Origin of the sequence: Pseudarthrobacter sp. S3, from assembly GCF_050156905.1 — a bacterium.
In the GTDB taxonomy this organism is placed as follows: Bacteria; Actinomycetota; Actinomycetes; order Actinomycetales; family Micrococcaceae; genus Arthrobacter.
Genome location: NZ_CP189583.1, coordinates 629,476 through 650,933, shown reverse-complemented (window position 1 = coordinate 650,933; position 21,458 = coordinate 629,476). Strand labels below are relative to the sequence as shown.

Sequence of the window (21,458 nt, the reverse complement as noted above, 5' to 3'; positions counted from 1 at the left end):
GGCACGATCAGGTGTCCCGCCGTCTGACTCTAACGGACGCGTTCGGCCCGGCTGAACCGTGTCCTGGCCCCGGCGCCGATGTGGATCAGGACCGGCGTCCGCTTGCCAACCACTTGGTCCAAAGCATCTACCAAGGCATAGACCTCGTCCGCCAGGAGGTGCGGCGCCACGCCCTGGCGCGGCTGGAGCCGGATTTTCAAGGCAGGGCTGCCCTGGACATCGTAGGTTGCCACCGTGGCACCCGCCAGATCGGGCCGTTCAGCCAAAGCGTGCTTCAACGCCTGTTCAGCTACTCCCCCGCTGATCCGCACGTCTCCGGCCACGGTCCCGGGGTCGTACTCGGCCACCAGCAGTTTGCTGCGGCCCTTGCCCTGCTGCGCGAGCCAGGCCACCATCAGGCCAATAAGGACTACCAGGGCAAGAGCTATAAGAATCCAGAGCCAGCTTTCCGGGCGTTCCGGGAATCGGGTGTTGTCGAAGGCCTGGTTGACACCCCGCCAGGCCGATCCGGACCAGGCATGCCACCAGGAGCCCACTGGTGGAACGGTGGCCAGCAGGATGAGCAGGATGCCCACGGCGAGAAGCTTGAGTCCGAGGATGCCCAGCAGGATCCTATTGAGGAGCGAGGGTGTGGCCGTCATGCGCCGATCACTCCTACGGTGGAAACGTTGACGCGGACGTCAGGCGACGGGACCAGAGACATCTCGCCGAGTTCGTCCTGGACCGCGGACAGCACCGCAGCTTCGGCCACCGGAACCCCTGAGGTGGGGCGTACGTTCACGATGACCTGCCGCCGGGACACCACCACCATGACCTGCTCCGGGGTGACATTGGCGGCGAGCCGTGCGCTGCGCGCCAAGGCGGAGGCGATGACCTCGTCATCGACCACCACTGCGGACGAACCCCCGGTGCCGTTCAGCGTGGTGCCGTCCAGCACGTGCCGGGCGCGTCTTCCCGGCAGGATGGCGTTGAGCAGGAAAAACAATCCCACCATCGCTACCACGGCGCCGCTGGCACCGAGCAGCAACGGCGGGGTACCAGCCGGCAGGGCAACGATGCGCTCCGCCGCCAGCTGTGGTTCGATCAGCCAAGCCGGCTGCCCAATGGCGTGCACGGCCGATTCGAGAAGCCCGTAGCCGGCAAGCCCCATCACCAGGACCGCTGCCACTGTTGACACCGCTGCCCGCGAGGAATGCGTCTCCCGGTAGACGACCCGGCGCATGTCAGGTTGCGGCCGGGCCCGGGCGCCGCTTGTTGGCCTCGAATCCGCCAGGTCCCCGTCCACTGTTCCGCCGCTCATTGGACCCGGCCTCCCTCGATCGGTTTAACGCCGCTGATTCGGATATCCACCCTGCTCAGCCGGGCGCCGCTGAGGGCCGTGACCGTCGAGAGGATTCTGGCTTTGGCATCGACCGTCCGGTCCCAAATTGATCCGCCAAACGCGGCGACCCGGCCTGCGTCCCTGAGCACGGTGGCCAGCGGTGGGATCCTGATAGGTGACACGAGCGACAGAGCCAGCAGGCCGTCGTCGTCCGCCCAGTCCGCCCGGACATCGTGGGGATCCACGCCGAGGGCTTCCGCGGCTGCTGTCCTGGCAAGGCTGGTCAGGGCCTGCGTGCTGATGCGGTTGTGTCCGTTCAGGACGTGGACCGGGAAGGAAGGCGACGCTGACGTCATGACGAGGAGCGCCGGCCGATGATGGCATCCAGCACGCCGCGCAGGTCCAGTTTCCCTTCCGCTGCGCGGCCCAGGAGGGCGCCGATGGCCATAAAGAGGAGGGAGACCAAGAAGCCCCACAGCCCGAACTGGAAGGACATAAACGCCACGAAGGCGCCGATGGCGATGCCCACAACTGTCAGGTTCACAGCAGTGCCTCCCTTTCGGCGCCGGCAGGCGCTCCGGCCTTCACTGGCGGTGCCACGTAGACATCGGTTATTTCGACATTCACTTCGATGACCTGCAAGCCAACGAGTTCCTCGACCGCGCGGTACACGGCCGATCTGACCTGATCGGCCAGGGAATGCAGTGGCGTACCGTAGGAGGCTACCAAACTGATGTCTACCGCCACCTGCGTCTCACCGACCTCGGCGCGGACACCGGCCGCATGGTCCGAACTCCCGACGGCATCCCGGATGGCTCCCAGCGCACGGGACGGGGCGGACCCCAGCGAGTAGACTCCCGGCACGGCGCGGGCAGCGATGCCGGCAACTTTTGCCACGGCGGTCTCCGCGATCACGGTGCGGCCATGCCCTAGTACGGGCGCCTGGCTGGCGGCGCGGTGGCTGGTAATCAGCTGGCGCTCGACACCCGCATCGGGTTGTGGGTTCTGGTATTCCATCAGGCACTCCCCTTCTATTGCTCCCAACCCTATCCCTAACGCGAGTTCCGGCGTGGGAAGCTGCCGAGAGTCAGCCTCCTCGCACAAGAGCCGGCCCCGCCCCTCCTGAGTTCTGTCTACTGATTGCTCCTGAGAGCGCTGGACGGGGCGGGAGGATGCGTTGCGCAGGCGGGTGCCCGGTTAAAGAAGAAAAGCACCAGTTCCGAAGAACTGATGCTTCCCAGTGGTGGCTCCGACCGGCGTCGATCCGGTGACCTTTCGATTTTCAGTCGAACGCTCTACCAACTGAGCTACAGAGCCTAGGTGACATGTCACCTTGACTGCCGGAATTTCTTCCAGCAATCAGAGCGACCCTGACGGGACTTGAACCCGCGACCTCCGCCGTGACAGGGCGGCGCGCTAACCAACTGCGCTACAGGGCCTTGAATTTATTACTTCGCGGCATCGCTACCGCTTTTTTCAAGGCTTCCAGCTTACCAGACGTTTTCAGCCTGCCAGACCAGTTCCTTGCGTACCCCCAACGGGATTCGAACCCGTGCCGCCGCCGTGAAAGGGCGGTGTCCTAGGCCGCTAGACGATGGGGGCCAGAACCCGTTCGGCACAAAATAAAAGGCTTCGAGCCAAGGCTCTCAGTCTTCTCGTTTGCAGTTGCTCCGAACTGGACTCTAAAACTATAGGGCCTCGGCGGGAATAACTCAAAATCGGCCCGCGACACCTGACCGAAGCGGCCGGAACAGGCGAAGATGGACAGATGGATGCCGTCGCCGCGCTCAATGAAATTGCTTTCTGGCTGGAACGGGAACGCGCTGCCACGTTCAAGGTCCAGGCCTTCCGGAAGGCGGCGGGGATCATCGCCGGGCTCGACCCTTCGGAGGTGGCTGCCCGGGCCCGGGACGGCAGGCTCAAGAGCATGAAGGGCATCGGCGACAGGACCTACCAAGTGGTCCGGCAGGCCGTGGACGGCGAGGTGCCAGAGTATCTTGAGGATCTACGCCAGCGCAGCCTGGTGCCTCTGGCGGACGGTGGGGCCGAGCTTCACGAAGCGCTCCGAGGCGACCTCCACAGCCACAGCGACTGGTCCGACGGCGGCTCTCCCATCCATCTGATGGCAGACGCTGCCCGCCTTCTGGGCCGCGAGTACCTGGCGCTGACAGACCACTCCCCCAACCTGACCATCGCCAACGGGCTCAGCGCCGAGCGCCTGACCGAACAGCTCGACGTTGTGGCCGCGATCAACGCCGCCTCCGCAGCTGACGGCGAAAAAGACGGATTCCGGCTCCTGACCGGCATCGAGGTGGACATCCTGGAATCCGGCGAACTGGACCAGTCACCGGAGATGCTGGACCGGCTGGACATTGTGGTGGCCAGCGTCCATTCGAAGCTTCGGGCGGACGGCGCCACCATGACCCGGCGGATGCTCCACGGAATCCAGAACCCCCGGACCAATGTGCTGGGCCACTGCACCGGACGCCTGGTGGAGGGATCCCGTGGCACGCGCCCGCAATCGGACTTCGACGCCCTGAAGGTATTTGCGGCGTGCGCCGAAAACAATGTGGCGGTCGAGATAAACTCGCGCCCCGAGCGGCAGGACCCGCCGGATGACCTGATCCGGCTGGCCCTTGACGCCGGCTGCCTGTTCTCGATCGACAGCGACGCCCACGCTCCGGGCCAGCTCGACTTCCTCCAGCACGGGGCGGCCCGTGCCGCGCGCAACAATGTGCCCGCGGACCGCATCGTTACCACCTGGCCTCTGGAGCGGCTGTTGGAGTGGTCGGCCCGGGATTGGCAGAAGATCGACTAGACGTGTCCGATTCCCGCCAGCTGCCGGCGCCGCGGCAGGGCTAGATTGGCAGCATGGCTTCAAGCACCCCTCCCAGCGCAGCAGCAGTAGCAACCACGCTTCGCCCGTCACCTGGCCGTCCGAACGCGCTCGGCGTCGCTGCCGTGGTGGTCACCGTGGTGCTCTGGGCCTCGGCCTTCGTGGGGATCCGGGCCATCGGCCCCACTTTCTCCCCCGGTTCCCTGACCCTGGGCAGGCTGGCGGTTGCCGCCGTCGTGCTCGGCGCGCTGGTGCTGCCGCAGCTGGCCAAAAGCAAGCTGCTGCCGCGGGGCCGCGAATGGTGGCCCATCCTGGGCTACGGGGTGATGTGGTTCGGCGGCTACAACCTGGCCCTGAACGCGGCAGAACACCTGCTGGACGCCGGGACCGCCGCCTTGCTGATCAACGTCAATCCCATCCTGGTTGCGATCATGGCCGGCGTCTTCCTGAAGGAGGGCTTCCCGCGCTGGCTGATTTTCGGGAGCCTGGTGGCGTTCGGCGGGGTTGCACTGATAGCGCTTGGCTCAGGTTCCGGGGAACGTTCGACGGCGGATGTGGCGGGCGTGCTGCTTTGCCTCCTCGCCGCCGTGCTCGCCGCCGTCAGTGTCATCATCCAGAAGCCGGTGCTGCGGAAGTTCCCGGCGGGCCAGGCCACCTGGTTCGGCATCATGGTGGGGGCGGTCTGCTGCCTTCCCTTCAGTGGCCAGCTGGTGTCCGAGCTGCAGTCGGCACCGCTGCCGGCGACACTGGGCCTGGTCTATTTGGGCATCTTCCCCACCGCCATCGCCTTCACCACCTGGGCCTTTGCGCTGTCCCTGATTGATGCCGGAAAACTGGCGGCCACCACTTATCTTGTGCCGGGCACCACCATCCTGATCTCGTGGCTGGTCCTCAGCGAAGTGCCCGCGGTGCTGGGTTTGGTGGGCGGGCTGGTCTGCCTTGTGGGTGTGGGCCTGACTCGCCGCAGGTCCCGGTAGGGGCTCCGTTCAGCGAAACGTCGGGCTCGGCTTTGCCATGCCCGCGATGAGGGGCGTGGCCTGGGCAACCGCCGGGTCCTCCAACCTGCTGACTTCCGTGAACTCGGACCCTGCTTCGCCGATGGATGCCACCGCGTTCCGGTTGAGGTTGGCACCCGGGCGCCACGCAACGGCCCCACAAGCCGTCCAGCCTGTCCTGCCAGCGGGCGGCCCGGCCCTGTCCGCGGACATGCTCGAGCACCGCGAGGGTCCCGCCGGGTTTGAGCACCCTTCGCGCCTCCAACAGGGCAAGCCGCTGATCCGGCACCGAGCACAGCACCAGGGTGAACACGACGGCGTCCGGTGCGCCGTCCGGCAGCGGCAGGTGCTCCGCATCGGCGTCGGAAAGCAGCCGAGCACGGCGAGGAGCGAGCTCGCGGCGCTCCACAGAGGCCGACAACGTGTCGTAAGTGGCGGCAAAAACGCGATGGCGGACAGACATCAAGCTCCTCCCAATGCGGTCAAGGACGGTTCAGTATGCGCGCCGACCGGGCTGCGGGCTAGAGTCTGCTTATGCCCGCCCAACTGCCGCCCGGCCTGCCCATCATCCCGGACGGTCCGCAAGAGTCCGGTCCGTTTGAGATGTCCGCTGACGATTTCGAGGCCGCCGTCACGGATGCCCTGGGCCTGATCCCCGCCAAACTGGCGGCCGCCATGGACAACGTGGCCGTGTTTGTCGAGGACGACTACGTGCCCGGCCCTGGCGAGGATCCGGACACCGTTCTGCTGGGCCTCTACGAGGGGGTTCCCTTGACGGAGCGGGATTCATGGTGGGATGCCGGTTCGCTGCCGGACCGGATCACCATTTTCCGCCAGCCCATCCTGGACATCTGCGGGTCCCGCGACGAGGTGATCCAGGAAGTGGCTGTGACGGTGGTCCACGAGATCGCCCACCACTTCGGCATCGATGACCGGCGGCTGCACGAGCTCGGCTGGGACTAGCCTTGTAGGCATGGGACACGACCACAGCCACACGCACGGGATCACGGCGACAGGCCGGCACCGCAAACGCCTCATTGCCGTCCTGGCCATCACCCTTGCGGTGGTGGTGGTCCAGGTGATCGGCGCGGCACTGTCCGGATCCTTGGCCCTGCTGGCGGACGCCGGCCACATGCTCTCCGATGCGGCCGGCGTGACCATCGCGCTGCTGGCTGCCTGGATCGCCGGACGCCCCGCAAGCGAGCAGCGGACCTACGGCTACCAGCGTGCCGAGGTCCTGGCCGCCCTGGCCAACGCGCTGATCCTGATTGTCATCTCGGTGGTCATCTTCACCGAGGCCATCCGCCGAATTGGCTCCGCGCCCGAGGTCCACACCGACATCATGCTCTTCGCGGCCATCCTGGGCGCGGTGGCCAACCTGGTCTCGCTGCTGATTTTGCGCGGCGCACACCAGGACAGCCTGAACGTCCGGGGCGCCTACCTTGAAGTGCTGGGCGACCTGCTGGGCTCAGTCGCAGTTATTGTTGCTGCCCTGGTCATCATGTTCACCGGCTACCAGGCCGCCGACACGATCGCCTCCGTGCTCATCGCCCTGATGATCCTGCCGCGGGCCTGGAGCCTGCTGCGCGATGTGGTGGACGTCCTGCTGGAGGCGACCCCCAAAGGCGTGGAGGTGCAGATGATCCGCGAACACATCCTCAGCGTTGACGGCGTGGTGGACGTCCATGACATCCACATCTGGACGATCACCTCAGGCGTGCCGGTCTTTTCGGCGCACGTGGTGGTGGAGGACGGCGTCCTCAATGCCCGCGGCGCCGACCAGCTCCTGGACAAGCTGACCACGTGCCTGGGCTCCCACTTTGACACCGAGCACTGCACTTTCCAGCTGGAGCCCGCCAGTCACTCGGAGCACGAATCGCGCCAGCACGCCTGACCCCTTGCGGCGGACGACACAGGCTCGGCACGACACGCCGGTCGGGATGCGGCGGAATCACACTCTTGTTGTTTATGTTATTGATGTGACCAGTGTTGCCAAAGTACACACGCTCACGTAGCCTCGGACTGCTGGGAGATCAGCAGAGGGGCTCCTTGCGCCGCCACCAGACCTCGCTCCCCCAGCCTTACTGCGTGCGAGGTTCTGCGAATGGGTTTGACCGGATCCGGCCTGAAGGCCGCCGTGCTGTGCACCGCCGTCGTACTTTTCGGCACCATGGCCCTCCCCGCCCAGGCTGCGCCGCTGCCGCAGTCTCCGGCTGTCCAGCGCCCGGCGTCGCCGGAGCTTCCCACCCCGGAGGACATCGCCACAGCCAAGGCCAGTGAACGCGCAACCGCGGATAAGGTCGCCAGCATCGAACGCCTCCTCGCGGACGCCAAGAGCGACCAGCAAGCCACGTTTGCCTTGTCGCTGCAGGCCAATAACGCCTACGGTGAAGCCTTGGTTGAACTGCAGGACCGCAAGATGTCGGCGGACATAGCCACGGCCAAGGCCACTGCTGCGACGCAGGAGCAGGACAGGACCCGGAAGCAGGTGGGTCAGCTCGCCGGCGACCTATACCGCAACGGCGGGCTCAACCCTACGCTGGGCACGTTCGTCAGCGGCAACCCCGAAACCTTGCACCAGGCTGCGACACTGGAAGCCATTTCGGCCAGCCGGAGCCGTGCCTTCGAATCGGCGGCATCGGCAGCGACCGCAGCGCAGTCCCTGACGGCCGCCGCCGACGACGCCAACCGGGCCGCTGACGACGCCGCCCAAAAGGCCGAGGCCCGCAAGGAAGAGGCCGAACAAGCCAACGCTACCCAGGCCAAGGCGGTCGCCGAAGCCGCAGCGCAGCGAACAATCCTCGTGGATCAGCTCGCCCAACTGCGGAACACCACAGTGGCCCTCGAATCAGCGCGCATTGACGCTTTGGACCGGCGGCGCGAGGAGGCCAGACTCGCCGAGCTGACTGCCGCCGCTGATCGGGCTGCGGCGGCGCAGGCACCAGACCGGCCTGCCGCCGGACCGGCCGCCGGCGGGAACCTGCCGGCCGCTCCAGCACCCGCGCCAGCTCCAGCTCCAGCGCCTGCCCCAGCACCCGCGCCAGCTCCAGCTCCAGCTCCCGCGCCCGCCCCGGCTCCTGCGCCCGCTCCCGCGCCCGCCCCGGCTCCTGCGCCCGCTCCCGCTCCCGCGCCGGCGCCGGCGCCAACACCGGCCCCATCGCAGGGGGGCTCCAACGAGACGGCCATCTCAGTGGCGATGTCCAAGGTGGGGTCGCCCTATTTCTACCAGTACGGCAGCACCGGCCCCAACGGTTTTGACTGCTCCGGCCTTGTGCAAACAGCCTTCGCCGCCGCGGGCAAGTACCTGCCGCGCACCGCTGCCCAGCAGTACGCGGCAGCCCCCGTTCACGTGCCGATCTCCCAGGCCCGGCGCGGCGATCTGCTGGTCTGGGGCTCAGCCCCGGGCTTCTATCACGTGGCCATCTACCTGGGCAACGGCCAGGTGGTTCAGGCGCTGAATCCGGACGAGGGCATCAGCGTGACCCAGTTGAGCTGGATGGCCGGGATGCAGCTCCACCCTTACGCAGCCCGCTACTGATGCGGACAGGGCTCGGGCCCGAGGCTCAGGACAGCACGTCCTTGGTGACAAACCGGCCATAGGCGAGCGCCCCGAACACGGCCACGTAACCCGCCTGCAGCAGCGCGTTGCTGGCAAAAGAGTCCCACAGCACCGGCTGGCGCAAGATGTCCGCGAATCCGAACCAGTAGTGTGTAAACAGCCATGGGTGCAGCCATTCCAACTGTGGCAGCTGGTCCAGCACCTGCGAGACCACTGACAGCACCACCGTGGCGGCCATCGCGCCCACCGGGACCACCGTCAAGGTGGACAGGAACAGGCCAATCGCCGAAAGTCCGGCCAGGGACACCGCAAGATAGGCGGCGATCAGAACCAGCCGCAGCGCGGCCTCAGGCGGCTGGACTACATCCCCGGACAGGAGCGTTACCGGCCCGACAGGGAACAGCGAAGCCCCGATCGCGGCCCCGGCAAGGGCCACCGTGACGGGCGCGGCGATACAGAACGCCAGCGCTCCGGCGTACTTCACCAGCAGCAGGCGGACCCGCCCGGCCGGCGCCACCAGCAGGTAACGAAGCGTGCCCAGGCTGGCCTCGCCGGCAATGGTATCGCCCGCCACCACCCCAATGGTCAGGGGGAGGAACAGTGGCACGGAAACCAGCATCGCCGTGACCGCCACAAACAGCCCGTTCTGGCTGATCCGGTCCAGGAACGCCGGTCCCCGCCCGGCAGGAACGGATGACGAGAGCCGGACAGCGGCGGCGATCAGCACCGGTATAGCGGCAAGGGCCACCAGCATGGCCGCGGTCCGGCGGCGCCGGAAAAGCGTCTTCAGCTCGGACCCCAGCAGGGGCAGGCTCGACGGCGCGCCCGAAGCCCTACTGAGCCCGGAACCGCTGCTGGCCTCAGCACCGCTGCCGGCATCGGGAACGCCACGGGCTGCCGGAACACTGCCGGCCGCAGAAGCACTATTGGGCAATGTCGAACCCCTCCCCCGTCAGCGCCACAAAGCGCTCCTCCAGGCTCTCCCGCTCCACCGCAAAACCCCGGACACGCACGCCGGCTGCCACGAGCTCCGCCACAATGTCCTCCGGGGCCTCAAGCCGGGACGCGGCCGCGACCGCGGTCAGCACGTCGCCGTCCGGTTCAGGCGTTCCCCTTCCCGGGGACATGCCCAACCGCAGCAGGACCTCGCTGGCCGCCCCGGCGTCGGGCGTTAACAGGCGGATCCGGGTCTCGCCCGCCTGGCGGAGCTCCGCCAGCGGCCCCTGGGCCACCAGCCGCCCGGCACTCATGATGGCCGCGTGCGTGCAGATCTGCTCCACCTCTGCGAGGAGGTGACTGGAGACAAAGACGGTGGCGCCGTCGGCGGCCAGCGACCGCACCAGGCTCCTCACTTCCCGCGTTCCCTGCGGGTCCAGCCCGTTGGTGGGCTCATCAAGCACCAGCAACTCCCGCGGCGACAGCAGCGCGTTGGCGATCCCCAGCCGCTGCTTCATGCCCAGGGAGTACGCGTGGACCCGCTTGCCGGCGGCGTGTGAGAGACCTACGCGCTCAAGCGCGGCAGCCACGCGGGCGGTCCGGGTAGCAGGGGCCGCATGCCGGCTGGCGGCGTCCAGGCGGTGCAGGTTGGCGGTGCCGGAAAGGAACGGATAGAACGCCGGTCCCTCCACCAGGGCACCGACGCGCGGCAGAACCTCGTGTAGGCGCTGCGGCATCGGCAGGCCCAGGACGCTGACGGTGCCGGCCGACGCGGCAGCAAGGCCCAAGAGCATCCGGATGGTGGTGGTCTTGCCGGAACCGTTGGGGCCCAGGAACCCGAAGACGGCACCGTGGGGAACAGCGAGGTCCACGTTGTCCACCGCCAACTGGTGGCCGAAACGCTTGGTCAGGCCCTGGGTCTCGATGGTCAGCCCGGTTGTGCCGTTCCTTTGAGGGCTGGTCCGGGAGGAAGCCACCCCGGCCGCGGTCACACCGGCCGCGGTCACACTGCGCCGGCTGCGGCCTGGAGCCGCTCCGCCGGGACCATCCCCACAAAGATCCTGCCGTCGTCGGTCAGCAGGACGTTGACCAGCGCCGTGGACAGGAGCCTTCCGCCGGGCACGACGACGGCGGCCTGGGACAGGAGCGGATCCTTCAGCAAGGATTCAGTCATGGCAGCCCCTTGGCCGTCGGGTGCCGCGGGGAACCCGATGACGGTCTCCCAGCCCTTGCCAGTTACCGTGGGCCGAAGTGCATGACGGTGATGCAGGCTGGCGTCGCTGCCGGGAATCTTATCCGGGGCACTGTCCGGAACCACTCCGGGCGTAATCCCACCGGGCACGGCCGGAAGGGGTGGCAGGCCGGGCCGGAGCGGGATCGGTGGTACCTGCAGCTCCTTGATCGTGGCGCCCGGTGGGGTAACGAACGAAAATACCGAGTCCTCCGGGGCCGCCAGGGACAGGCTGGTGAAGCCAGCCTGTAAAGCCGGTTTTGCCTGGCCGCGTGCCATCACGGATACCCGCAGCGGCATTCCCGTCTCGCTGTCGACGGCGATGGCAATTTTCTCAACCAGCGTTCCCTGCGTCCGCGGCGCCAGTTCCAGGCTGTAGGCCGTCCGGCCGGCAATTTCGATGTCCGGCCCCACCGTCACCTCGGTGGAACTGTCCACAACGGCGAGGAACTCGCGGGCCAGGTCCTCGGGCGTCGGCAGTACAGGCGGGCCGGGGAGGTCGCCGGGCAGGATGGGCATGGACGGACCGGGCAACGGCAGGTCGCTGGCGAACGCCGGCAAGGCCAGGTGGGCAGCGCTGTTGTCCTTGGAGTTGTAGAACCACACGTCGCCGTCCCGCCGGATGACGTCACGTTCAGCCAGCCGGTCCATCACCTGGACCCGCATCTTTGTTGGCCCGTCCATGAATATCCGGGCAGTGTGCGCACCGGTCAGGAACTCCAGGACGGACGCGGCCCCGCCGGCCGACACCGGTCCGGAGGTTGGACCGGCGGCCGGCAGTTCTGGCAGTCCCAGTTCGGCGGATTGCTCGACCGTTCCGGAGAATGACCTGGTGTTGTGCTGGCCAAGGAGGGTCAGGACCTCAGCCGGAGACTTTTGTGGCAACGGATCGCCGGCCCGCGCCGGAATGGATCCCACCAGCACGCCGGCGGCTATCACTGCAGGTACAGCTGCGGCAGGCACCCAGCGCAGCCATGCGCGGATCATGCCAGCCCTGCTTCATCCTTGGAGCCCATACTTCAGGTTACGCCTCGGGACCGCCAGCGCACACGTCTCTTCTGGAAGTCTTGCCGGGCGCTGCCCGGCTACGAAGGCACCACGGTACCGGCGCCGCCGTCGACCGTTATTTCCTGCCCGGTGGAGAGCCGGAGCGTGGCGTCCGGGACGCCCACCACCGCGGGAATCCCATACTCCCTGGCCACCACGGCACCGTGGGAATTGGGCCCGCCCATCTCCATCACCAGTCCGCCCGCGGTAAGGAACAGCGGTGTCCAGCCGGGGTCCGTGGACGGAGCCACCAGGATTTCTCCCGGTTCCAGGCGCGCGCCCACCGGGTCGAGGATCACACGGGCAGTCGCCGTAACAACACCGGCCGACGCCGGGCTCCCGGTCAGTGCCCCCGGCACCGTGGATGCCGCCGCAGCGCCGGCGGATGGAACGGCTTCCGGCTCGGTGCCGTCCGAAAGCAGCACCCGCGGCACGTGACGCCGTTCGAGTTCCAGGGCGTAGTCCGCGCGCCGCTGCGCCACCAGGCCACGGAAGTCAGCGGTTCCGGAGCTAAGGCCGGCCCTGGCTTCGTCCAGGTCCAGGAAGAAGACGTCATCCGCCTCGTCCACTACCCCCGCCGCCGCCAGCGCTGCACCGGCCAGGGCCAGTTGCTTCCGCACTTCCGCGAGGCCCACCACCAGCTGGTACTTGGGCAGTTCGCGCAATCCGGCGAAAAGCCGCGCCCGCCGCAGCGCCGCCCGGACCACAGTCCCGCGCAGCCAGCCGCGGCTCCGCGCCTCCGCGACGAGACGCTCAACGCAGGCTTCGGCTTCTTCTGCCGCATTGCTGAACTGGACATCCGGGGCCAGCGCCGAGTCCTCAAGCCGCAGGTAGTTGGCCAGGACACCCAGGATGTGGGTGGGGTCATCGGACCAGCGCGGCATACCGACGTCGATCTCGGCCACGGCGCGGTGCCCGTACTGGCCCAAAAACCGCGCCAGCCCGGACTGCAGCACGGCGGGCAGTTGGCCCGCGCGGAACTCCTCGGCCAGCTCGGCGGGTTTCCGGTCCGTCACGGCGGCGCGGGAACCGCCGTCGTTCTTAATCACCTGGGCGAGGCGCCACAACTCCAGGTCCATCTCGGTGGTGACGTTGTTCGGCAGCCCGCGGAGCACAGTCTGCAGATCTTCCCACCGGCCGCCGCCCAGCAGTTTTCCGGCGAGCGCCAGGGCAGCGAACCCGAGAGCCGGAAGCGGCAGGATGGACGGCACCACCGAGAAGATACGCGTGCCGAACACGTGTTCGGCGTAGTCCAGGCGCTGCAGCGGGGTGAATCCGGCGGGCGGTTCTAGTGAGTTTGCGAACTCGCGCGCGCGCCGGTTGGTCCTGCGGAGGGCCGCGTCGGGGCGGAAGATGGCCCGAAGCAGCGTCTCCGGCACCCCGGCATGCACCGCCGCCGGGACCCCGTGCCGCAGCAAGCCCAGCGGCGTCCTGCGGGTCACGGAAAACCGCGGGTCCTCGAAAACCCTGCGCAGCACCGTGGCTGAGCGTGCTTCCATCACGTCAAAGACGCGCGGAACGATCCGCCGGCCGGTGGTGCTGCGGGCTACTGCGGTCAGATCGAAGTAAATCCGCTGGCCCGCCACTGCGTAAGGGGACGGACCCCGGCGTGGCTCGGGCACGTCGAACTGCGCCGCGCGGGCCAACGAGGAGGCAATGAGCCGGAAGGCTGCCAGGCCCATGGGCGTGATGGGGCGGGTCAGGCCCTGCGCCAGGCTGAAGCAAAGGTAAACGCGCGTGCCCTCCCCGCCGGGAGTGCCCACCCCGGCCGCCCGTTGCGGGACAGGGAACAGCGTGGTGATGGGCCGCGACTGGGTCAGCCAGAGGCGGCCGTCGCCGGCGATGGCCCATTCAATGTCCTGCGGCGAGCCAAAGTGGCCCTCCACCCGGTGGCCCATGGCCGCCAGCTCGACGGCCTGCTTGTCCGTCAGGCAGGCCGCTGCTCCGCCATTGCTGATGGCCAGCGTCCGGGTTCCGCCCCCGGGGATCGGCCGGACCGCGATGCGTTTGTCCCCAAGCCGGCGTTCCAGCACCCGCCCGGTGAGCGGGTCAACAACGAAATGGTCCGGGTTCACGGCCCCTGACACCACAGCCTCCCCCAGCCCCGGACTGGCATCGATCACGGCCTGCTTCCGGCGGCCCGTCAGCGGGTTGGCGGTAAAAAGCACACCGGCGGCGGTGGCATCCACCATCCGCTGGACCACCACCGCCAGCGACACCACGGCCGGATCGATCCCCCGGCTTGCCCGGTAGCTGACGGCCCGGTCCGTCCAGAGCGAGGCCCAGCAGTCACGCACGGCTTCCACCACGGCGGCGGCGCCCACCACATTGAGGTAGGTGTCCTGCTGGCCGGCGAAGCTCGCCGACGGAAGGTCTTCGGCAGTGGCCGAGGACCTGACGGCCACCGGAACGTTGTCACCCAGTGCTGCGTAGGCCGCCTCGACGGCGGCGGCCACTTCGGTGGGTACCGGGGCGTTTTGGATACTATTCCGGGCCCGGGACGCCAGGGCGGCCAAGGCGGGGAGGTCGCCGTCGGGCGTTGCTTTCAGCGCCGGGTGGACCTCGGCGAGCGGACCGCCCGCAGTCGCCTCACGGTAGGCCTCCGTGGTGAGGCAGAAGCCGTCCGGCACGGGCAGCCCAGCGGCGAGCAACTCCCCAAGGTTGGCCGCTTTGCCACCCACCAGGGGAACCATTGCTGCGGTGACCGCCTCCAATCCCAGGATGGGAGGTGGGCTGCTGGTGTCAGGCATCTTCATGCCTCCTGCTGCGAAGGTAACTGATCAGGCTGCGCCGGGAAGCGGCCCAAACTTGTCGCGGTCCGCCAGCCGCGGATCGTCGCGGTCCGGAACAACCAGGACCGGGCTCTTGGCATGGTGCAACACGCCGCCGGAGGTGGAACCCAGCAGCATGCCGGTGAACCCGCCGTGGCCCCGGGTGCCCACCACGACCAGTTCTACATGCCGGCTGGCCTCCACAAGGACGTCCACGGCAGAACCGTCCAGCAGTTCCGACTCCACGGCAAGGTTCGAGTAGTGGCTCTTCAGCCAGGCCATTCCGGCGTCAAGTTGGATCTGGATGTCATCGAAGAGTGCTTTGCGGTCCATGGGGGCCGGGACCCAGGCCAAGGATCCACTGAATTGCGGCACCGCACAGATTACGCGCAGGGTCGCCCCGAGCCGTTCAGCCTGGTCGGCAGCCTCCAGCACCGCGACCCGTGCCTGTTCGGACCCGTCCACGCCCACCACCACAACGTTCTCGACCTGCTTGTGCCCTGGCTTGTCCTGCTCGGCCCTGATGCGTTTGTCTTCTGTGGTTTCGCCCAGCCGGTCCGAACACACCAGCGGCACCGTAACGGTGGGGCACTTGGCGTGTGCAGGCAGGGCGCTGCTCACCGAGCCCAGCAGTCGTCCCACAAATCCGCCACGTCCGCGGGTGCCGAAGACCAGCAGATCAGCCGTCTCGGACATTTCCAGGAGCACACCCGAGGCGTCCCCGTTCTCCACGGAGCCGTCAACCTCGATGTTGTACCCGGAAACCTTGTCCAGTGCCTGCTTGACGATCGCTTCGGCGCCCTCGCGGATCACGGAATCATCCACGGTGGCGTACCCGCCGTCCAGCCCGGACGCCGCAAAGATCGGCACTGAATAGGCGGTGACAATATGCAAAGGCCGACGGCGGCGCTCGGCTTCCCGGGCTGCCCACACCAAGGCGCACTGGCCGTGGTCGGACCCGTCTACGCCGACAACAATCCCCACCGGAGCCGCCGAATTTCCGGCCCTGTCCTCTTCCGGATCCGGATGCAACTCATGTGCGCCCATGGGGCCGCCTCCTCGCGATACTGCCTTATGTTGCGGCTATTCTGCCAGACGCGGCGCCCTCCGCCCGCACCGGCCGCGATGTGTGCCCCGACGGGCTGGAGAGCCCTGCTTCCGCTTCTCACTATTCTCGGTCCACGGACACTTAGCAAGCGGCCCAGCGCCGCTGGCTGGCCGGTTATCCACAGCCCACGGCAAACGGAGCGGAAAGCGTATTCATCGCGGAGAAGAATGTTTGTATTTGGGCTATCCACGGTCCTGAATGTTCTGTAGTCTTCGAGGCACTGCCGGTCCGCCGACGCCCAATTCAAGGTGCGTCCCGGGCCGGTGCTGCGGCCGGACTTTGGGGGTAACGGAACGCATGCGGGGCGACGCTGCCTGCATCCGAAAGCCTTTCAAGGAGGAAACCTGTAGTGTCAAGCATGCCTGTGAATGGCGGGACCGAACGGACCACCACGGTGATCATCGGCACGGGGCTATCAGGCCTGGCGGTTGGCGCGGAACTGCGCCGCCGTGGCGTGGACGCCATCGTAGTGGACGGGCTCGACATCCTCGGCGCTGCACAACCGGCCAACACTGCTTCACTGCAGCGCTGCGACGCAGCAGACTCCGAATCCCTCCGGGAACGCAACGAGATCCTCCGCCACCTGCGCAACTACGCCGCCAGCCACCACATGGATGTCCGCACCACCACCCGGGCGGTTCAGCTGACCATGGTGGGCGGCGAACCCGGCGGAACCAGCACGGGAACGGCCGCGGGGTCCCCGTCCGGCCAGTGGGAAGTCCATACGCCCAACGGCATCCTGCTGGCAGACAACATTGTGCTGACCCGGTGCGCGCACAGTCAGCTGCGGCGTATGCTCAGCGACTTCGGCATCACTTTTGGCCGCAACCTGGTGGCTGCGATGCGCCAGATCGGCATCTACCTCGTGGGCGTGGGCGAACTCATCACGCCCTCACCCAAGGAAGTCCTGCGTCAGGCCAAGACCGTGGGCCAGGCCATCTCGGCCACCGTCCACCCGGAAAGCGCCGCCGTCTAAGCCTGTTCGGATTCGTCGTCGTCGCTTCGTGTGGTGAGGCGGCGCTTCGCTAGGATACCGATGGCCACCAGCAGGCCCACGGCCACTGCAGCAAAGATCACCAGGCTCCAGGGGAACGGCTGGGACGCGTTTTCAGCCGGCGCCGGAGCCGCCAGGGTTCCCGGCTGCGCGCTTCCCATCGTGGGAACAGCGGCCGACGGCGAGGCTCCCGCCGATGTTCCCGAAGGCGCGGCACCCGCCGCAGCGGCGGTCGCCGTGAAGCCGAACGTCCCCTCGATCGGATGCGAATCCGAGCTGACGACGCGCCAGGCCACCGTGTATGCCCCCGCCGGAGCGCCGGCCTTGAGCTTTTGGCTGGCCGTGTTGTCCACGATCTCAAGATCGCCATCCGCCCACTCGGTACCGGCCGAATCCTTGACGGAGAACTGTGCGCCGATGCCCAGCGGGTTCTTATTGAAGGTGACGGACACCTGCTCCGGGACCGTGGCCACCGTGGCGCCCTGCGCTGGACTGCTGGACTCGGCGGCATCGTGTGCCGAGGCCGGAGCTGCGAGTCCCAGGACCGCGGCTACGAAAACGAAGGTCCCGAGCACAACACTCAGCAACTGGCGGCGTATGGATCGCATGGGTGTACTGCTCCCTTGGGTTGGCGTCCTTCCAGCCTAGGCGAACTTCCCGGGCACCGGCGTTCAGCCAGCGACGTACGCCGCGAGGTGCTCGCCGGTGAGCGTGGACTTGGCGGCCACAAGATCGGCGGGAGTCCCCTCGAAAACGACCTTGCCGCCGTCGTGCCCTGCTCCCGGGCCGAGGTCGATGATCCAGTCCGCGTGCGCCATGACTGCCTGGTGGTGCTCGATCACGATCACTGATTTGCCGGACTCGACGAGGCGGTCAAGGAGGCCGAGAAGGTTTTCGACGTCGGCGAGGTGGAGGCCGGTGGTCGGTTCGTCCAGGACGTAGACGTCGCCCTTCTCGGCCATCTGCGTGGCCAGCTTGACGCGCTGCCGCTCGCCCCCGGACAACGTGGTGAGCGGCTGGCCGAGCGTCAGGTAGCCGAGTCCGACGTCGACGAGCCGGTGCAGGATCTTGTGGGCCGCGGGCGTGCGGGCCTCCCCTTCGCTGAAGAAGACCTCAGCCTCTGTCACCGACATGGACAGCACCTCAGAGATGTTGCGGCCACCCAGCGTGTATTCCAGCACTGACGCCTGGAAACGCCGGCCCTCGCAGTCCTCGCACGTGGACTCGACAGTGGCCATCACGCCCAGTTCGGTGAAGATAACGCCTGCGCCGTTGCAGTTGGGGCAGGCACCTTCGGAGTTGGAGCTGAACAGGGCCGGCTTCACGTTGTTGGCCTTCGCGAAAGCCTTGCGGATCGGCTCGAGCAGGCCGGTGTACGTGGCGGGGTTGCTGCGGCGCGAGCCCTTGATGGCGCCCTGGTCGACCACCACCACGCCTTCGCGTCCTGCCACCGAACCATGGATCAGCGAGCTCTTGCCCGAACCGGCCACACCGGTCACCACGCAGAGCACACCGAGCGGAACGTCGACGTCCACGTCCTGGAGGTTGTGGGTGGAGGCGCCACGCACCTCCAGGACGCCGGTCGAGGTACGCACTGATCCCCGGACCCTCGCACGGTCATCGAGGTGGCGGCCGGTGATGGTGTCGCTCCGCCGCAGCCCCTCCACGCTGCCCTCGAAGCAGACGCTGCCACCCGCGGTCCCGGCGCCGGGGCCGAGATCGACCACGTGGTCGGCGATGGCGATGGTCTCGGGCTTATGTTCAACCACGAGGACGGTGTTGCCCTTATCCCGGAGCTGCAGCAGCAGCTGGTTCATCCGTTCGATGTCATGCGGGTGCAGGCCGATGGTGGGTTCATCGAAGACGTAGGTGACGTCCGTGAGGGACGAGCCCAGGTGGCGGATCATCTTGGTCCGCTGCGCCTCGCCACCGGACAGGGTGCCTGCCGGGCGGTCCAAGGAGAGGTAGCCCAGCCCGATTTCGGTGAAGGAATCCAGCAGGTGCCGCAGGCCCTTGAGGAGCGGCGCAACCGACGGCTCGTCGAACTCGCGGACCCACTCGGCCAGGTCGCTGATCTGCATCTCGCAGAGATCGGCGATGTTCTTGCCCTTGATCCGCGACGACCTGGCTTCGGGGCTGAGCCGCGTGCCCTCGCACTCGGGGCAGGCCTGGAACGTGATGGCGCGCTCCACGAAGCGCCGCACGTGCGGCTGCATCGCCTCAACGTCCTTGGACAACATGGACTTCTGGATCTTGGGGATGACGCCCTCGAACGTGAGGTTGACGCCCTCAACCTTGATCTTGGTGGGCTCGGCGTACAGCATCGTCTCGAGCTGCTTCTTCGTGAAGGCGGCAATCGGCTTGTCCATCGGGAGGCCCATGCCCTCGAACAGCCGGCCGTACCAGCCGTCCATGCTGTAGCCGGGGACGGTCAGCGCACCGTCACCGAGCGACTTGCTGTCGTCGTACAAAGCCGTGAGGTCGAAGTCGGAGACCGAGCCCATGCCCTCGCAGCGCGCACACATGCCGCCCAGGTAGACGGCATTCTGCACCACAGCCTTCTCCACCCGGCCGCCGGCCTTCTCGGTGCTCATCACACCGCTGGCCTTCCGTGTCGGAACGTTGAAGGAAAACGCCGTGGGCGGCCCGACGTACGGGGTGCCCAACCGGCTGAAGAGGATCCGGAGCATGGCGTTGGCGTCCGTGGCAGTTCCCACCGTGGAGCGGGGGTTCGCGCCCATCCGCTCCTGGTCAACGATGATCGCCGTGGTCAGCCCTTCGAGATGGTCCACGTCCGGCCGCGCCAGGTTGGGCATAAACCCCTGTACAAAGGCGCTGTAGGTCTCGTTGATCATCCGCTGGGACTCGGCGGCGATTGTCGCGAACACCAGTGAGCTCTTGCCCGATCCGGACACCCCGGTGAATACTGTCAGGCGCCGCTTGGGGATCTCGATGCTGATGTCTTTGAGGTTGTTCTCCCGGGCACCCTGCACACTGATCAGATCGTGGCTGTCGGCGACATGCGCCGCGGGGAGCTGCTGGTCTGTCGATGTGTCAGTAGTCATGGTGTCTCCAACATTGCTCGGCATTGTGAGGTTCCTGACAGACATTCTAGGCGTGCGCCCCCGCCCTCTAGGATCGAGTAACCCCCAACAACACATCCGGAGGACTAATGCTTAAGCAGGGCTCTGCCTTGGACCGGTACTTCAAGATCTCCGAGCGGGGGTCCAACCTCTCCCGCGAGATCCGCGGCGGCTTTGCCACGTTCTTCGCCATGAGCTACATCGTGGTACTTAACCCCCTCATCCTCTCCGGCCCGGATTCCAGCGGCAACACACTGGGTTTTGCCGCGGTGGCTGCTGTGACGGCTTTTGTGGCCGGCATCCTCACCATCCTGATGGGCGCCTGGGGCAGGCACCCCTTCGCACTGGCCGCGGGCCTGGGCGTCAACGCGTTTGTGGCCGTCACGGTCGCCACGAACCCCGGCCTGACCTGGCCGGACATGATGGGCCTGGTGGTCCTGTCCGGCGTGACCATGCTGATCCTGGTCCTCACCGGCTTCCGGACCGCCGTCTTCAAGGCCGTCCCGGACGGGCTCAAGACCGCCATCGTGGTGGGCATCGGCCTGTTCATCGCCCTGATCGGGCTGGTCAACGCCGGCTTTGTCCGCAGGATCCCCGACGCTGCCGGCACCACTGTTCCCGTGGGCCTGGGCTTCGACGGCAAGCTGCTGGGCTGGCCCACGGCCGTCTTTACTTTCGGCCTGATCCTCACCATCGCCCTCGTGGTCCGCAAGGTCAGGGGTGCCATCCTGATCGGCATCATCGCCTCCACCATCATTTCCGTGATCCTGGAAATGACCCTGCACATCGGTCCCAGCTTTGACGGCACCACCGCCAACCCGCAGGGCTGGTCCCTGGTGGCGCCGTCCTTTACGGGGTGGAGCGCCCCGGACCTGTCGCTGATCGGCAAGGCCAACCCGTTCGGCGCTTTTGAACACCTGGGCTTTGTGGCCGCCACGCTGCTGGCCTTCGTGATCCTGCTCAGCATCTTCTTCGACGCCATGGGCACCATGGTGGGCCTGGCCAACGAGGCGGGCACGGTGGACAAGGACGGCAACATCCCCGACGTGGACCGTGTGCTCCAGGTGGACGCGCTGGGCGCTATCGTGGGTGGCGGCGCGTCCGTCTCCTCGAACCAGATCTACGTTGAGGCCGGCGCCGGAATCGCCGAAGGTGCCCGCACCGGCATTGCTTCCATCGTCACCGGCCTGCTGTTGCTGGTGGCCATGTTCGTCACCCCGCTGATCAACCTGGTCCCGTTCGAGGCCGTGGCTCCGGCCCTGGTGGTGGTGGGCTTCATGATGGTCTCCCAGGTGGGCAAGATCGACTGGCAGGACTGGGGAATCGCCATCCCTGCTTTCCTGACCTTCACGCTGATGCCGTTTACGTACTCGATCGCCAACGGCCTTGGTGCCGGGTTCATTGCGTTCGTCATCATCCGTACCGTCCAGGGCCGGGTCAAGGACATCCACCCGCTGATGTGGGCCGTGGCTGCCGCCTTCCTGGTCTTCTTCGCCGTGGGACCGATCGAGGCCGCACTGGGCATGCCCTAGCCACAGTGTCCGGGATTCCGGACACTGCGACGGCAGCGCTGCTGG

General features: G+C 67.2%; 20 protein-coding genes and 3 tRNA genes. 7 read left to right on the top strand and 16 right to left on the bottom strand.

What is annotated here, in order from left to right:
- Nucleotides 1-29 precede the first annotated feature (29 nt).
- The 8 genes from ACQCSV_RS03235 to ACQCSV_RS03200 all read right to left on the bottom strand — a co-directional run bounded on the left by ACQCSV_RS03235 (nt 30) and on the right by ACQCSV_RS03200 (nt 2,923).
- The gene (locus tag ACQCSV_RS03235) at nt 30-641 is read right to left on the bottom strand and encodes a hypothetical protein (protein WP_354224274.1); all 612 of its coding nucleotides are present in this window, start codon (nt 639-641) and stop codon (nt 30-32) included.
- The gene (locus ACQCSV_RS03230; protein WP_426939149.1) at nt 638-1,300 is read right to left on the bottom strand and encodes a DUF6286 domain-containing protein; all 663 of its coding nucleotides are present in this window, start codon (nt 1,298-1,300) and stop codon (nt 638-640) included. Before ACQCSV_RS03230 ends, ACQCSV_RS03235 begins: the two co-directional genes overlap by 4 nt.
- A complete protein-coding gene (locus tag ACQCSV_RS03225) occupies nt 1,297-1,677 on the bottom strand; it encodes a hypothetical protein (RefSeq protein ID WP_193340809.1) in 381 nt (126 codons plus the stop codon). The genes ACQCSV_RS03230 and ACQCSV_RS03225 overlap by 4 nt, the downstream gene beginning before the upstream one ends.
- Nucleotides 1,674-1,865, bottom strand: coding sequence for a hypothetical protein (locus ACQCSV_RS03220; RefSeq protein WP_193340810.1), 192 nt, complete (start codon nt 1,863-1,865; stop codon nt 1,674-1,676). The genes ACQCSV_RS03225 and ACQCSV_RS03220 overlap by 4 nt, the downstream gene beginning before the upstream one ends.
- Complete coding sequence (locus ACQCSV_RS03215; protein ID WP_354224272.1) at nt 1,862-2,338, bottom strand: Asp23/Gls24 family envelope stress response protein; 477 nt, start codon at nt 2,336-2,338, stop codon at nt 1,862-1,864. The genes ACQCSV_RS03220 and ACQCSV_RS03215 overlap by 4 nt, the downstream gene beginning before the upstream one ends.
- 224 nt (nt 2,339-2,562) lie before the next feature.
- Nucleotides 2,563-2,638 (bottom strand) — tRNA-Phe (locus tag ACQCSV_RS03210).
- Between the two features lie 48 nt (nt 2,639-2,686).
- A tRNA-Asp gene (locus tag ACQCSV_RS03205) sits at nt 2,687-2,760 on the bottom strand.
- Between the two features lie 90 nt (nt 2,761-2,850).
- Nucleotides 2,851-2,923: transfer RNA gene (locus ACQCSV_RS03200), tRNA-Glu, on the bottom strand.
- Between the two features lie 166 nt (nt 2,924-3,089).
- Here ACQCSV_RS03200 and ACQCSV_RS03195 point away from each other — a divergent pair.
- Complete coding sequence (locus ACQCSV_RS03195; protein ID WP_354155362.1) at nt 3,090-4,139, top strand: PHP domain-containing protein; 1,050 nt, start codon at nt 3,090-3,092, stop codon at nt 4,137-4,139.
- 53 nt (nt 4,140-4,192) lie between these two features.
- Complete coding sequence (locus tag ACQCSV_RS03190; protein WP_354155363.1) at nt 4,193-5,134, top strand: DMT family transporter; 942 nt, start codon at nt 4,193-4,195, stop codon at nt 5,132-5,134.
- Here ACQCSV_RS03190 and ACQCSV_RS03185 read toward each other — a convergent pair.
- On the bottom strand, nt 5,049-5,615 hold the full coding sequence (locus ACQCSV_RS03185) for a class I SAM-dependent methyltransferase (protein ID WP_354155364.1): 567 nt from the start codon (nt 5,613-5,615) through the stop codon (nt 5,049-5,051). The two genes, ACQCSV_RS03190 and ACQCSV_RS03185, sit on opposite strands and share 86 nt — an antisense overlap.
- Nucleotides 5,616-5,686: 71 nt before the next feature.
- On the opposite strand from ACQCSV_RS03185, the gene ACQCSV_RS03180 reads away from it, so the two are divergent.
- From ACQCSV_RS03180 to ACQCSV_RS03170, 3 genes are all read left to right on the top strand, one after another.
- Nucleotides 5,687-6,115 carry a metallopeptidase family protein gene (locus tag ACQCSV_RS03180; protein WP_354155365.1) on the top strand — a complete coding sequence of 143 codons (429 nt, stop codon included), beginning with the start codon at nt 5,687-5,689 and terminating at the stop codon, nt 6,113-6,115.
- Nucleotides 6,116-6,125: 10 nt separating this feature from the next.
- On the top strand, nt 6,126-7,046 hold the full coding sequence (locus ACQCSV_RS03175; protein ID WP_354155366.1) for a cation diffusion facilitator family transporter: 921 nt from the start codon (nt 6,126-6,128) through the stop codon (nt 7,044-7,046).
- Nucleotides 7,047-7,256: 210 nt separating this feature from the next.
- Nucleotides 7,257-8,690, top strand: coding sequence for a C40 family peptidase (locus ACQCSV_RS03170; protein ID WP_354155367.1), 1,434 nt, complete (start codon nt 7,257-7,259; stop codon nt 8,688-8,690).
- Between the two features lie 25 nt (nt 8,691-8,715).
- Here the strand turns inward: ACQCSV_RS03170 and ACQCSV_RS03165 are convergent, their stop codons facing one another.
- From ACQCSV_RS03165 to ACQCSV_RS03145, 5 genes are all read right to left on the bottom strand, one after another.
- Nucleotides 8,716-9,465 (bottom strand): ABC transporter permease, encoded by a 750-nt coding sequence (locus ACQCSV_RS03165; RefSeq protein ID WP_426939515.1) that lies wholly within the window; start codon nt 9,463-9,465, stop codon nt 8,716-8,718.
- Between the two features lie 169 nt (nt 9,466-9,634).
- Nucleotides 9,635-10,579 carry an ATP-binding cassette domain-containing protein gene (locus ACQCSV_RS03160; protein WP_354155437.1) on the bottom strand — a complete coding sequence of 315 codons (945 nt, stop codon included), beginning with the start codon at nt 10,577-10,579 and terminating at the stop codon, nt 9,635-9,637.
- 71 nt (nt 10,580-10,650) lie between these two features.
- Nucleotides 10,651-11,865 carry a hypothetical protein gene (locus ACQCSV_RS03155; protein WP_354155368.1) on the bottom strand — a complete coding sequence of 405 codons (1,215 nt, stop codon included), beginning with the start codon at nt 11,863-11,865 and terminating at the stop codon, nt 10,651-10,653.
- A gap of 98 nt (nt 11,866-11,963) precedes the next feature.
- On the bottom strand, nt 11,964-14,681 hold the full coding sequence (locus ACQCSV_RS03150) for a PEP/pyruvate-binding domain-containing protein (RefSeq protein WP_426939148.1): 2,718 nt from the start codon (nt 14,679-14,681) through the stop codon (nt 11,964-11,966).
- Nucleotides 14,682-14,705: 24 nt separating this feature from the next.
- Nucleotides 14,706-15,743, bottom strand: a complete 1,038-nt coding sequence (locus ACQCSV_RS03145) for a universal stress protein (protein ID WP_354155370.1) — start codon at nt 15,741-15,743, stop codon at nt 14,706-14,708.
- A gap of 419 nt (nt 15,744-16,162) precedes the next feature.
- Between ACQCSV_RS03145 and ACQCSV_RS03140 the strand changes: the two genes are divergently transcribed.
- A complete protein-coding gene (locus tag ACQCSV_RS03140; RefSeq protein WP_354155438.1) occupies nt 16,163-16,780 on the top strand; it encodes an FAD-binding protein in 618 nt (205 codons plus the stop codon).
- Here the strand turns inward: ACQCSV_RS03140 and ACQCSV_RS03135 are convergent.
- Nucleotides 16,777-17,406 (bottom strand): copper resistance CopC family protein, encoded by a 630-nt coding sequence (locus tag ACQCSV_RS03135; protein ID WP_354155371.1) that lies wholly within the window; start codon nt 17,404-17,406, stop codon nt 16,777-16,779. The two genes, ACQCSV_RS03140 and ACQCSV_RS03135, sit on opposite strands and share 4 nt — an antisense overlap.
- Before the next feature lie 63 nt (nt 17,407-17,469).
- Nucleotides 17,470-19,863 carry an ATP-binding cassette domain-containing protein gene (locus ACQCSV_RS03130; protein WP_426939147.1) on the bottom strand — a complete coding sequence of 798 codons (2,394 nt, stop codon included), beginning with the start codon at nt 19,861-19,863 and terminating at the stop codon, nt 17,470-17,472.
- 107 nt (nt 19,864-19,970) lie between these two features.
- Here ACQCSV_RS03130 and ACQCSV_RS03125 point away from each other — a divergent pair, with 107 nt between their 5' ends.
- Nucleotides 19,971-21,413 carry an NCS2 family permease gene (locus tag ACQCSV_RS03125; RefSeq protein WP_426939146.1) on the top strand — a complete coding sequence of 481 codons (1,443 nt, stop codon included), beginning with the start codon at nt 19,971-19,973 and terminating at the stop codon, nt 21,411-21,413.
- Nucleotides 21,414-21,458: the final 45 nt, after the last annotated feature.

What these genes read in the sequence shown, in the direction of transcription:
- ACQCSV_RS03235 (WP_354224274.1), bottom strand. Translation starts at nt 641, where the DNA reads ATGACGGCCACACCCTCGCTCCTCAATAGGATCCTGCTGGGCATCCTC.
- ACQCSV_RS03230 (WP_426939149.1), bottom strand. Translation starts at nt 1,300, where the DNA reads ATGAGCGGCGGAACAGTGGACGGGGACCTGGCGGATTCGAGGCCAACA.
- ACQCSV_RS03225 (WP_193340809.1), bottom strand. Translation starts at nt 1,677, where the DNA reads ATGACGTCAGCGTCGCCTTCCTTCCCGGTCCACGTCCTGAACGGACAC.
- ACQCSV_RS03215 (WP_354224272.1), bottom strand. Translation starts at nt 2,338, where the DNA reads ATGGAATACCAGAACCCACAACCCGATGCGGGTGTCGAGCGCCAGCTG.
- ACQCSV_RS03195 (WP_354155362.1), top strand. Translation starts at nt 3,090, where the DNA reads ATGGATGCCGTCGCCGCGCTCAATGAAATTGCTTTCTGGCTGGAACGG.
- ACQCSV_RS03190 (WP_354155363.1), top strand. Translation starts at nt 4,193, where the DNA reads ATGGCTTCAAGCACCCCTCCCAGCGCAGCAGCAGTAGCAACCACGCTT.
- ACQCSV_RS03185 (WP_354155364.1), bottom strand. Translation starts at nt 5,615, where the DNA reads ATGTCTGTCCGCCATCGCGTTTTTGCCGCCACTTACGACACGTTGTCG.
- ACQCSV_RS03180 (WP_354155365.1), top strand. Translation starts at nt 5,687, where the DNA reads ATGCCCGCCCAACTGCCGCCCGGCCTGCCCATCATCCCGGACGGTCCG.
- ACQCSV_RS03175 (WP_354155366.1), top strand. Translation starts at nt 6,126, where the DNA reads ATGGGACACGACCACAGCCACACGCACGGGATCACGGCGACAGGCCGG.
- ACQCSV_RS03170 (WP_354155367.1), top strand. Translation starts at nt 7,257, where the DNA reads ATGGGTTTGACCGGATCCGGCCTGAAGGCCGCCGTGCTGTGCACCGCC.
- ACQCSV_RS03165 (WP_426939515.1), bottom strand. Translation starts at nt 9,465, where the DNA reads ATGCTGGTGGCCCTTGCCGCTATACCGGTGCTGATCGCCGCCGCTGTC.
- ACQCSV_RS03155 (WP_354155368.1), bottom strand. Translation starts at nt 11,865, where the DNA reads ATGATCCGCGCATGGCTGCGCTGGGTGCCTGCCGCAGCTGTACCTGCA.
- ACQCSV_RS03150 (WP_426939148.1), bottom strand. Translation starts at nt 14,681, where the DNA reads ATGAAGATGCCTGACACCAGCAGCCCACCTCCCATCCTGGGATTGGAG.
- ACQCSV_RS03145 (WP_354155370.1), bottom strand. Translation starts at nt 15,743, where the DNA reads ATGGGCGCACATGAGTTGCATCCGGATCCGGAAGAGGACAGGGCCGGA.
- ACQCSV_RS03140 (WP_354155438.1), top strand. Translation starts at nt 16,163, where the DNA reads ATGCCTGTGAATGGCGGGACCGAACGGACCACCACGGTGATCATCGGC.
- ACQCSV_RS03135 (WP_354155371.1), bottom strand. Translation starts at nt 17,406, where the DNA reads ATGCGATCCATACGCCGCCAGTTGCTGAGTGTTGTGCTCGGGACCTTC.
- ACQCSV_RS03130 (WP_426939147.1), bottom strand. Translation starts at nt 19,863, where the DNA reads ATGACTACTGACACATCGACAGACCAGCAGCTCCCCGCGGCGCATGTC.
- ACQCSV_RS03125 (WP_426939146.1), top strand. Translation starts at nt 19,971, where the DNA reads ATGCTTAAGCAGGGCTCTGCCTTGGACCGGTACTTCAAGATCTCCGAG.